Origin of the sequence: Frankia canadensis (assembly GCF_900197875.1) — a bacterium.
GTDB classification, from domain to species: domain Bacteria; phylum Actinomycetota; class Actinomycetes; order Frankiales; family Frankiaceae; genus Frankia; species Frankia canadensis.
Map to the genome: position 1 here is coordinate 1 of NZ_FZMO01000122.1, position 11,453 is coordinate 11,453.

General features: G+C 73.5%; 9 protein-coding genes and 1 pseudogene. 7 read left to right on the forward strand and 3 right to left on the reverse strand.

From position 1 onward, the window contains the following. The 3 genes and pseudogenes from C1A33_RS37425 to C1A33_RS12400 all read right to left on the reverse strand — a co-directional run. Window positions 1-864 (reverse strand): annotated as a pseudogene (locus tag C1A33_RS37425) (hypothetical protein); the annotation flags it as partial. Window positions 865-892: 28 nt separating this feature from the next. Continuing rightward, complete coding sequence (locus C1A33_RS12395; protein WP_243407467.1) at window positions 893-2,029, reverse strand: hypothetical protein; 1,137 nt, start codon at window positions 2,027-2,029, stop codon at window positions 893-895. A gap of 1,004 nt (window positions 2,030-3,033) precedes the next feature. After that, window positions 3,034-3,633, reverse strand: coding sequence for a TetR/AcrR family transcriptional regulator (locus C1A33_RS12400; RefSeq protein ID WP_101831676.1), 600 nt, complete (start codon window positions 3,631-3,633; stop codon window positions 3,034-3,036). A gap of 93 nt (window positions 3,634-3,726) precedes the next feature. On the opposite strand from C1A33_RS12400, the gene C1A33_RS12405 reads away from it, so the two are divergent. From C1A33_RS12405 to C1A33_RS12435, 7 genes are all read left to right on the forward strand, one after another. Then, window positions 3,727-4,626, forward strand: a complete 900-nt coding sequence (locus C1A33_RS12405) for an SDR family oxidoreductase (RefSeq protein WP_101831677.1) — start codon at window positions 3,727-3,729, stop codon at window positions 4,624-4,626. A 139-nt stretch (window positions 4,627-4,765) separates the two neighbouring features. Continuing rightward, window positions 4,766-5,812 carry an aldo/keto reductase gene (locus tag C1A33_RS12410; protein WP_101831678.1) on the forward strand — a complete coding sequence of 349 codons (1,047 nt, stop codon included), beginning with the start codon at window positions 4,766-4,768 and terminating at the stop codon, window positions 5,810-5,812. 201 nt (window positions 5,813-6,013) lie between these two features. Continuing rightward, a complete protein-coding gene (locus tag C1A33_RS12415; RefSeq protein ID WP_207770282.1) occupies window positions 6,014-7,105 on the forward strand; it encodes an ATP-binding cassette domain-containing protein in 1,092 nt (363 codons plus the stop codon). Window positions 7,106-7,110: 5 nt separating this feature from the next. Next, window positions 7,111-7,956, forward strand: a complete 846-nt coding sequence (locus C1A33_RS12420) for an ABC transporter permease (protein WP_101831679.1) — start codon at window positions 7,111-7,113, stop codon at window positions 7,954-7,956. Between the two features lie 6 nt (window positions 7,957-7,962). After that, window positions 7,963-9,093: an FAD-dependent oxidoreductase gene (locus C1A33_RS12425; protein ID WP_101831680.1), complete on the forward strand. Its 1,131-nt coding sequence runs from the start codon at window positions 7,963-7,965 to the stop codon at window positions 9,091-9,093. A 7-nt stretch (window positions 9,094-9,100) separates the two neighbouring features. Next, a complete protein-coding gene (locus C1A33_RS12430) occupies window positions 9,101-10,063 on the forward strand; it encodes a MurR/RpiR family transcriptional regulator (RefSeq protein WP_101831681.1) in 963 nt (320 codons plus the stop codon). Between the two features lie 232 nt (window positions 10,064-10,295). Beyond that, on the forward strand, window positions 10,296-11,453 hold a 1,158-nt coding region (locus C1A33_RS12435), incomplete at its 3' end, for an ABC transporter ATP-binding protein (RefSeq protein ID WP_101831682.1).

Below are 11,453 nucleotides of genomic sequence, written 5' to 3' on the forward strand. Positions count from 1 at the left end.
GCCGCCGCCACCGTTCCCGCCGCCCCCACCGTTGCCGCCGGGACCTCCGCTGCCCGGGTTGGGCTGGCCGGTGTTCGGGTCGATGTCACCGCCGGCGATGCCGGGGCCGCCGCGAGTGGAGTTGGGGCTGCCGGTGCCGTCGGCGCTCTGGGTGGCGCCACCGCCGGCGGCACCGGAGCCCGCCGGACCGCCGCCCTGGCCGCCGGCCTCGCCCGCGAGGCCGCCGCCGGCACCGCCGCGCAGCAGCGGGCCGCCGTTGCCGGCTCCCCCGCCCCCGCCCGCGACCAGGATCCGTTCGGCCGGGCCGAACGCGCCGACGCGCACGTCCGAACCGCCACCGCCGGAGCCGCCACCGCCGTGCGCGCCACCGCCGCCGGCCCCGTGACCGGTGCCGCCCGGGCGGGCGAACTCGCCGTGCCGGGAGGTGCCGGGCACCCCCGCGCCCCCCGTCGTGATCTGCAGGACCTGGCCGGGCTGGACGGCCACCGTCGCCCGGCTCTGTCCACCCAGCCCGCCGGGGGCACCGGCGTTCGGCGGGTTCGGCGCGACGAAGCCGGCCGCGCTGCCGCCCTCGGCCCCGAACAGATCGATGGTCACGCTGGCCACGCCGTCCGGGACGGTGAAGACGTCGGTGCCCGGCCGGTCGTAGACGCAGGCGGGTGGGGCGGTCGCGGAGGTGGTGAGCGAGCCGGTCGCCCCGCACGGCGACGACGCGCCGGCGGGTGGATCCGCGGCGAGGGCCGCCGGTGGCGCGCCCGCCATCGCGGTGAGGATGCCGAACGCACCACCGAACACGATCATCCGGTAGCGCAGCCGGGTTGGCCTGGAGGGATACGCCCTGGGTAGGACGGGACGGGGGTCCACGGAGATGTACCGTCTCTTTCGGTCTTGATCAGACACCGTCGTCGGCGCACAGCGCCCAGGCGTCGGTGTAGGTGCTCGGCGAGCTCGCGCCGCCGGAGTGGCTGAAGGCCGTCCAGTACGCGGCGCTTGTCGTGCCGTCACTGACCGGCGTGCCGGTGGAGCCGCTGGGGAAGCTGCCGTTGAGGTGCGTGCCGCCGGAACCCGGGCCGGTGAAGTCCGTGGTCGTCACGCCGCCGCCGCTGACGGCAGCGCCGCCGCTGATCAGCTTGCCGTCGGAGCCGCCGCAGCCGACGGTGGCCGTCTGCCCGGTGGTGGCCGAGGTCGGCCCACTCACCTCGGTGAAGCGGACCTTCACCGTGACGCCGCTGACGTTGATGCCGCTTGCGCTGCAGATCGCGTAGGCATAGGTGGTGTTGCCGCTGTTGCCGCCGCCGCCGTTCCAGCCGACGGCGCTCCACGCGTTCGGGTTGGTCGCCCCGTCCGCCGCGGCCTTCAGGCCGTAGTCGTGCGCCGCGTCGTTGAACGTGGGGAAGCTGGCGATCGGCTTGAGGCTGCCGATGCTCGCCGGGGTGCTGCGAGCGCCGCCGCCGAGCAGCACGGTGTTCGCCGGGCAGACGGCGGTGACCAGGCCGACCGTGGAAGCCGACGCCGGGCCGGCGACCTTGTTCATGACGACCTGGGTGTGGTTGATCAGCGTGCTGGTCAGGCAGGTCGCGTACGGCGTGGTGGAGAAGGCGGCGTCGGTCGCGCCGCCGGTGCCGCCGATGCCGAGCCAGTGGGTGACATCGGTGCCGACGACTCCGGTGGTGCCGGTGTATTCGGAGCTGCCGTCCGAGCTGGGCCCGGTGCCCATCACGTGGTTGCCGTTCGAGACCGCGCCGGTGCCGATGGCCTGGTTGATCCCACCGCCGGCGACGAGGCCGCTGGCGCAGTCCGCGTGGGTGGAGATCTCGGCGAACGTCGTCGAGGGCCCGCTGGTGGCCCCCGGCGTGCGCACGGTGAGGCCCACCGAGTTGGCGTGCGCGGTGCCCGGCACCGCCACGGTCAGCGCCGCCGCCAGCACCAGTGCCGGACCGGCCGTGCGCCCCAGCCTTCGGGCGGTGACCTCACGGGCGGGAAGTCCGCGGGCGGGAAGTCCGCGGGCGGGAAGGGACAGGCGCGCCATGTGCGCTCTCCTTCGGAGTCGATGAGGTGACGGTCGCGCGGGCGGAGTGGTCGGAGCGGACGAAACGGAGTGGTCGGAGTGGTCGGAGTGGACGAAACGGAGTGGTCGGAGTGGTCGGAGTGGTCGGAGTGGACGGAGTGAGGGGAGTGCTGGGTCGCGGGATGGGTGCTGTCAGCGGGCTGGGCGTCTGTCAGTCGTTGCCGCCGTGCCTGTCGGCACAGACCGCGAAGGCGTGGGCGGCGGTGGCGCCGGGCGGGCTGCCACCGGCGGCGACAATGCCGCTCCACGTGGTGGGATTGGGCGTCGTGCCGGTGGCCGGAGTGCCGCGCCGAGCAACACCACCGAGCCGGCCGCGGCAGGGCGTGCGCGTACCGCGCGCCGCCTGCCGGAGCCCACACGCTTGTCGATCATGCGGAAATCCTTCGTCTACCAGGAATGGGAAGAGATCGGGTTGTGGATGACGGCTTCGCTGCGGCACATCCACGGCGTGAACAGCGCGCGGTTCCGGCCCATGGGGCCGCTCGGCACGCGGCGCGTTCGGAGCCCCCTTGCCCCGACCGCGCATTCACCGGAAAAACCCGGCTCTCGACCACGCAGATGCGGACTCTAGCAGCAGATGAACCCGCTTTTGCGCTTTTCGATCCGCCCGGGGCACGGCGGTGACCCACCGCGGGTATCCACGCGCCGCGCGGATCGCCGGCACCTACGGAAGCCTCCCGGCTCGCGGCAGGTGGTCGCAGCCGATCCAAGGACCCGGACGCGGTGGCCGAGCGCCCCTGGATGACGGGCCGCCAGCTGAGGCCATCACACGCTCAGCACGGTTGAACCGGGCTGGTTCGTGCCCATGCCCGTGACCTGCATCATCAGGCGGCAGCCACGGGACGATCTCGGCCCGCATGCGTCGAGCCCGCGCCGGTGGGCCGGGCCGGCCGGCGCATTGGGCTGACCGGCCAGATCGCGGGCACCAGGAGACGTGACGAGGACCACGCCCGGCCGGTCAGGGCCTAAGCAGGCCGAAGCGCCTCGTCGGCCTCGTCCTTCGGTGTGCGGAACAGGCCGCGCAGGGTCAGCCGCACCAGGCGGTCGGCCTGCTCACGCGACGTCTGTTCGGCGATCCAGGCGGCGGCGTTCATGAGCGCGAAGATGTCCGCGCTGGTCGCGTCCTGGCGCAGCGCTCCGGCCGCGCGGGCCCTGCCGATCAGCCGGTCGCCGATGTCGTTCATGCGCGCGCACGAGGCGTGCAGTTCGGAGCGCTCGTCACCGGCGCCCGCGGCCAGCATGCCGGCGAGCCCCTGGTAGGCGGCGGCGTGCTCGACGACGGCGGCGACCCAGGCGGCGAGCGCCGGGGCGGGTTCGGGCTGGGCGAACAGCGCCTCCCCGTGCTCGAACAGGGCTCCGTTGCGTTCCCGCAGCACCGCGGCGACCAGGGCGTCGCGGGAGGGGAAGTGGGCGTAGAGGGTTCCGATCGCGACGCCGGCGCGGCGGGCGACGGCCTCCAGCGACGTGCCTGTCCCCTGCTCCCGGAAGGCGGCCTCGGCCTCGGTCAGCAGCCGTTCCCGGTTGCGTCGCGCGTCGGCACGCGGACGACGTCGATCGCTGCTCATCGCGTCCCTCCCGGATAAGTCGAGGCATCCTCAGGTAATATTCTCGAGGCATCCTCAGGTTATCCGCCGAACGACGTGGACCGGGAGAGAGAAATGATCTTGGTGACGGGCGCCACCGGCTCGATCGGCCGGCCGCTGGTGCGCCGGCTGCGCGCGAGCGGGGTCGCATTCCGCGCGCTGGTCCGCGATGAGGCCCGGGGCCGTGCGCTGGGCTGCGACGTCGTCGTCGGCGATCTCGACGATCCGGCCTCGATCGCCGCGGCCCTGCGCGGCGTCGACCAGCTGTTCCTCAACGGCGCCGGCGCGGGGCCGGTGGACGGGGAGCAGCCCATGGTCCGTCAGCAGACCGACGCCATCGACGCCGCCCGCGCCGCCGGGGTCGAGCGGGTGGTGAAGATCTCGGTGTGGCACGCCCACGAGGGCGGACGGCTCGCCGAGGGCGCCCACTGGGAAATCGAGCAGCATCTGAAGGTGTCCGGCCTGCGGTGGACCGTGCTGCAGCCGAACGGCTTCATGCAGAACTTCCTCACCGGTGCCGGCTCCTTCACCGCCGACAGGGAGCTGATCGGCGCGTACGGCGACGCCCGCGTCTCCTACATCGACTGCGAGGACATCGCCGCCTGTGCCGCGCGCATCCTGACCCGCCCCCGCGGCCAGGACGAGCCGGGGAACGAGACCTTCATCCTCACCGGCCCACAGGCCCTCACCCACAGCCAGATCGCCGAGAGACTGTCCGCCGCGATCGGCCGCACCATCCGCTACCGGGACCTGCCGCCGCCGGAGTTCGCCGCCACCCTGCGCGCCCAGGGACTGCCCGCGGCGTTCGCCGACGACGTCGCCGCGCTTCACGCCGAGGTCGCGGCCGGCTCGCTGGCGGCGACAGCCTCGGCGGTAGCGGACCTCACCGGCCGAGCCCCCCGCACCTTCGACGACTTCCTCGCCGCCCACCGCGACGACCTGCGCGCCCTCGGCCGTGCGCGCAGTGTGGAGTAGCGGTCTTACCGCGCACGAAGTTGCCAGTTCGAGACGCGGCATGGCCGGACATCGAGCGCGCTCGAATGGCTAGGGTCGTTGGGAGGACGACGGTCCCGGCTGGGGATGGTCGATGCCACGGTGCAGGAGGCAGTACGCCATGCGGTATCGCAAGCTCGCCCGGACCGGTGTCGAGGTCAGCACGCAGTGCCTCGGCGCCATGATGTTCGGGAAAATGGGGAACACCGACCACGACGAGTGCGCGCGGATCATCAATGCGGCGCTCGACGCGGGCATCAACTTCATCGATACCGCGGACGTGTACTCCCAGGGGGAGAGCGAGCAGATCGTCGGCAAGGCGATCAGTGCGCGGCGCGAGGACGTGGTGCTGGCGACCAAGTGCTTCAGTCCGATGGGCTCCGAGCGCAACCACCGCGGCGGCTCCCGGCGCTGGATCATCAAGGCGGCCGAGGACAGCCTGCGCCGCCTCGGCACCGACTACATCGACCTTTACCAGGTGCACCGGCACGACTGGGACGTCGACCTGGAGGAGACCCTCGGCGCCCTGACCGACCTGGTCCGCCAGGGCAAGGTGCGTTACCTCGGCTCGTCGTCGTTCCCGGCGGACTGGATCGTCGAGGCGCAGTGGGCGGCACGCCGCCGCGGCAGCGAGCGGTTCGTCTGTGAGCAGCCGCAGTACTCGATCTTCGCCCGGTCGATCGAGGAGTCCGTGCTGCCCGCCACGCTGCGCCACGACATGGGTGTCATCCCATGGAGCCCGCTGGCCGGCGGCTGGCTGACGGGCAAGTACCGCCGCGGGGCGGACGTCCCGTCAGGCTCGCGCTATGCCAGTGACGGCGCGATCGCCCGCCTGCGCGGCGGCGGCGACCTGGATGACGACCCGAGCACGCCGGCCCGCTACGACGCGGTCGAGGGGCTCGTGACCATCGCCGAGCAGGCGGGAGTGTCCCTGACCCACCTGGCGCTGGCCTTCGTCGACAGCCACCCGGCCGTCACCTCGACGATCATCGGGCCGCGGACGATGAAGCAGCTCGAGGACGCCCTCGCCGGCGCCGATGTCACCCTCGACACGACGGCCCTCGACGCGATCGACAAGGTCGTGCCCCCGGGCACCGACATCGCCGGCATCGAGCACTACAGCGGCAGCCCCTCCCTGCGCGCGGTCTCTCGCCGCCGTATCGCCTGACCCTCCCCATCAGCTGACACAGCCCCATCAGCTGACACAGCCCCATCAGCTGACACAGCCCATCGCTGACGTGCCCCGCTGACACGACTCGCTGACACGAGACCGGTGGATCGCCGGCCCGTGTCAGCGGGCTGTCAGTGTGACAGCGGCGTGGCAGCGGCCTCTCGGCCGCGTCTCGCCGAACTGTCAGTGCCGGCCGGCATGCTGCTCGACATGACGGTCAGAGACCCAGACTCAACCCCCGCGATCGTCGCCGAGGGCCTCGTCAAGCGCTACGGCGAGACGACCGCGCTCGACGGCGTCGACCTGCGGGTGCCCGCCGGCACGGTCTTCGGCCTGCTCGGCCCGAACGGCGCCGGCAAGACCACCACGGTCCGCGTCCTCGCGACCCTGATCCGCCCGGACTCCGGCACCGCCGTGGTCGGCGGCTACGACGTGCACCGTGACGCGCACCGCGTCCGCCAGCTCGTCGGCCTCACCGGCCAGTACGCCTCCGTCGACGAGATGCTCACCGGTACCGAGAACCTGGTGATGATCGGCCGGCTGCTCGGTCTGTCCCGGCCGCAGGCGAAGGCACGGGCCGCCGAGCTGCTCGCCGAGTTCCGGCTCAGCGACGCGGCATCCCGGCCGGCGAAGACGTTCTCCGGCGGCATGCGCCGGCGGCTCGACCTGGCCGCGAGCCTGGTCGGCCGCCCCCGCCTGCTGTTCCTCGACGAGCCGACGACCGGCCTCGACCCGCGCAGCCGCAACGAGATGTGGGACGTGGTGCGCGACCTCGTCGGCGTCCACGGCGTCACCGTGCTGCTGACCACCCAGTACCTGGAGGAGGCCGACCAGCTCGCCGACGACATCGCCGTCGTCGACCACGGGCGGATCATCGCCCAGGGCTCACCGGACGAGCTCAAGAAGCAGACCGGCGCGCAGACGCTGGCGGTACGCCCGGTCGACCGCGCCGACACCGAGCTGGTCGTGACCACGGTCGCCGAGATCACCGGGGCGGCCCCGGAGCTCGCCGGCACCCTCGTCAGCGCCCAGGTCACCGACCCGGCCGTGCTGCCGGCGATCGTGCGCCGTCTCGACGACGCCGGGGTGACGGTCGGGGAGATCACCCTGCGCAGCTCCAGCCTCGACGAGGTCTTCCTCTCCCTGACCGGCCGCCCCGCCGAGGACGCGGCCTCCCCCGGCACCGACCCAGCCGACCCAGCCGACACCGGCGGCGCTCCGACCGGCCGCGCCGGCGAGCCGGCCACCGACGACCCGACCGCCCGGATCCCTGCGGCGACGAGGAGCTGACCGCCATGACGACCCTGACCACCACCCTGCCCGAGCAGGCGCCCCGGGCCGCCGCACCCCGTCCCGAGCCGGCCGGCCCCCCGCGGGTCACCCCGCTCGACGCCCTGCGGCACACTCGCACGCTGGCGTGGCGCACCCTCGTCCAGATCAAGCACAACCCGATGGAGCTGCTCGACTTCAGCGTCCAGCCGCTGATGTTCCTGCTGCTGTTCACCTATGTGTTCGGCGGCGCGATCTCCGGTTCGACCAGCGACTACCTGACGTTCGCACTGCCCGGCATCATCGTCCAGAACACCCTGTTCACCACGCTGAACACCGGCACCGGGCTGAACACCGACCTGACCAAGGGCGTGTTCGACCGGCTGCGCTCGCTGCCGATCGCCCGCTCCGCGCCGCTGGCCGGGCGGATCGTCGCCGACCTCGCCAAGCAGCTCTGGGCCATCTGCATGCTGCTCGGCCTCGGCTACATCCTCGGCTTCCGGGTGGAGACCGGGCCGCTGCAGGCGGTGGCCGCTGTCGGGCTGGTGATGCTGTTCGCGCTGTGCGTGTCGTGGATCTCGGTGCTGGTCGGCATGCTCGTCTCCGAGCCGGAGAAGGTGATGATCTTCGGATTCACGCTGATCTTCCCGCTCACGTTCGTCAGCAACGCCTTCGTCCAGACGTCGACGATGCCCGGCTGGCTGCAGGCGTTCGTCAAGGTCAACCCGGTGACGGCGCTCGCCGACGCCACCCGCGGCCTGCTGGTGTCCGGCCCGGTGGCGACGCCCGTGTGGCATGCGCTGCTGTGGGCGGCGGGGATCGCCGCGGTGTTCGCGCCGCTGGCGGTGGCGGCCTTCAAGCGGCGGGTCTGACCGCCGATGGCCCTCACGCCTGAGCGTGGCGGCGAGCAGGCCGGCCCGCCGCCACGCATCGTGATCGTCGGCGGCGGGCTCGCCGGGCTGACCCTCGCCCGCATCCTGCACGAGACGGGCATCGCCGCCACTGTCTACGAACTCGACGCCCGCCCCGGTGCCCTCCCGCCGCCCGACCGCGTGCCGGTCCATCCACTGGACCTGCGTCCCGACGCCGGCCTGCGGGCGCTGCGGGCCGCCCGCATCACCCTTCCTGCCGACGGGATCGACGCGGCGGAGCTGCGGCGGCGCCTGCTCGACGGGCTGCCCTCCGGCCGGGTCGTCTGGGACACGCCGGTCATGGCGGTGCGGCGGAGGGAGGGCGGCCGCGGTCACCACGCCGAACCCGGGCTCGGCCTTCGGCCCGGACGTGAGCTGGAGCTGGAGCTCGACGGCGGGGCGAGCGTGCCGGCCGATCTGGTCGTCGGCGCGGACGGCACCTGGTCGCGGATACGTCGGGCGCTCGACGACGCGCGGCCCCGCTACACCGGCATGTTCGTCTTCGACGCGCACCTGTCCGACGTCGAGCGGCGCCACCCGGCGCTCGACGCGTTCGTCGGCGGCGGCGTCAGCGCCCTCACCGAGGATCGCGGCCTTGTCGCCCGCCGCGTCGGGGACGGCGTCGCCGTGCAGGTCACGCTGCGCCTGCCCGCCGGGTGGACGGAGCTCGCGCCGGTCAGTCGACTGACCGCGTCCGTCGTGCGCGACCGGCTCGCCCGGCATTTCACCGGCTGGGACGACCGGCTCGGCGCGCTCATCCGGCACAGCGACGCCGGTCCCGTGGCACGGGCGGTGTACGCGCTGCCCCGCGGCCCCCGCTGGCCGCACCGGCCGGGCATCACCCTGATCGGCGACGCGGCCCATCCCGGCGCCCCGTTCGCCGACGCCGGCGCGAATCAGGCGATGCTCGACGCCGCCGACCTCGCCCAGGCCCTGACCGACCACCCCCGCGACCTCGCCGCCGCCCAGCGCCACTACGAGACGACCCGCTTCGCCCGCGCGGGCTCCCCGCAGGCACCAGCCCGGCCCGAGGCGGCCTCATCACCCTCCTCCTGCGCGTCTGAGGCCACCCACGCCCGTCACCTTCACGGTGTATGACGGCTGCATGGCGACCCCAACCACACAGCCATCCACCGCCGCCTCCGCCGGTGGAGCACGTCCGGGCGGGCTGTTCGCCGCGATCCGGGCGACGCTGCCGAGCCTGGTGCCCAGCGAGCGGCGGGTGGCCGAGGTGTGCCTGGCCCGGCCGGAGGAGATCGTGGAGTGGTCGGCCGCGCAGCTGGCGGACGCGGCGGGGACGTCCACCGCCACGGTGGTGCGGGCCTGCCAGTCGCTGGGCTTCCGCGGGTTCCAGCACCTGCGCCTCGACCTCGCCCGGGAGGCGGGGGCGGCGGCGCTGCGCGGCGAGGTCGGCTCGACGGGCTCCGGCGACCCGGTGGAGCGACTGCTCGACACGGTGTTCGCCGCGGCGACGAAGGTTCTCGCCGACGCCCTGGGCCCACTGGACCGTTCCCTGCTGGCGCCGGCGGTCGACCTGCTGGACCGGGCCGGGCGGCTGCTCGTCGTCGGCAACGGCGGATCCGGGCCGATCGCGCAGGACGCGGCGCTGCGTTTCCTCCTCATCGGTCGGCCGGCGGAGGCGCCGAGCGACTCGCTGTTGCAGTCGATCAGCGCCCGGCTGCTCGCGCCCACCGACGTCTGCCTGGTCATCACCAGCAGCGGCGCCAACGAGCCGACGCTGCGGGCGGCGGAGGCGGCCCGCACCGCCGGAGCACCCGTCATCGGGATCACCAGCTACACGTCCGGGCCGCTGGGCGAGATCGCGGACATCCTGCTGGTCGTCGGCACCCCCGACTGGCCGGTCGGCACCGACCTGATCGCCAGCCGGCTGGCCTCGCTGCTGCTGCTCAACACGCTGCAGCTCGCGGTCGGCCTGCGCCGCGGCAGCGACCCCCGGCCCGAGTCGACGGCGGTCACGGACCTGCTCGGGTACGCCCTGCGAGCCGAACCCACCGCCGCACCGGACCGGCCGAGCCCCGGCGGCGACGACACCGAACCGGACGAATAGCCGCAAGCCGACCGAGTTAGATAACCCTCCGCAACCGCCTCCCCCATGACACGATGCCACTACCTGGGCGTATACGAAACCAGGACAGAAAGTGGCCGAAAAATCGTTGCCGAATGTGACGGCGAACCGTCGTCCACCGGTCGGCGCCCGTTCACCTCGGTACCCGACGCTGCACAGGTAACGGAGAACCGGGAGCGCGCATGCTCACGGAACGTACGTACCTGGAGTGCCTGTGGCAGAGATCCGGATCGAGGGCCTCACCAGGTCGTTCGGCGGCACCAAGGCCGTCGACGACATCTCGCTGGACGTGGCGGACGGCGACTTCCTCGTCCTGCTCGGCCCCAGCGGCTGCGGCAAGACGACCCTGCTGCGGATGATCGCGGGCCTGCTGGAGCCGACCTCGGGGCGCGTCCTGCTCGGCGAGCGGGACATCACCCACCTGCCGGCCCGGCGGCGTGACCTCGCGATGGTGTTCCAGAGCTACGCGCTCTACCCGCATCTGACCGTCGAACGCAACATCGGCTTCCCACTGCGGGCCGCGCGGGTGCCGCGGGCCGAGATCCGCCGCCGGGTGCGGGAGACCGCCGCCCAGCTCGAACTCGACACCCTGCTGGCCCGCCGCCCCCGGGAGCTGTCCGGCGGGCAGCGCCAGCGGGTCGCCCTCGGCCGCGCCCTCGTCCGCGACCCGCGGGCCTTCCTGATGGACGAGCCGCTGTCCAACCTGGACGCGAAACTGCGCACCGCCACCCGCACCGAACTCACCGCCCTGCACCGGCGGCTGGGCCGCACCTTCATCTACGTCACCCACGACCAGGTCGAGGCCATGTCGATGGCCACCCGGGTCGCCCTGCTCAACAAGGGCCGCGTCGAGCAGGTCGGCACGCCGACCGAGGTCTACGACACGCCCGCGTCGGTGTTCGTCGCCGGCTTCCTCGGCGCGCCGCCGATGAACCTGCTGCCCGCGCGCCTCGGCACCGACGACGGCCTGCTCACCGCGACCGCGCCCGGGCTGCGCGTCCCCCTGCTGCGGGGCACCGACGAGGACCGCGACGTGATCGTCGGCGTCCGCCCGGAACACCTGCGCCACCTGCCCGCCGCCGGCGGCGCGGCCACTGACACGACCGGCGGCACCGTCACCACCGCGACCGGCGACGGTGACGGCGCGGCGCGCCTGCACGGCACGGTCACCGCGATCGAGAACCTCGGCAGCGAGGAGGTCGCCTGGTGCGACGTGCACGGGCAGGCGGTCGCCCTGCGCGGCCCGCGCCCGGTCGGGCTCGCCGCCGGTGACCGGGTGACGCTCACCGCCGACGCCGACCGCGTCCACCTGTTCGACCGTGCCAGCGGACGCCGGCTCGTCTGGCAGTCCCCCGCCCCCACCGCCCTGCCC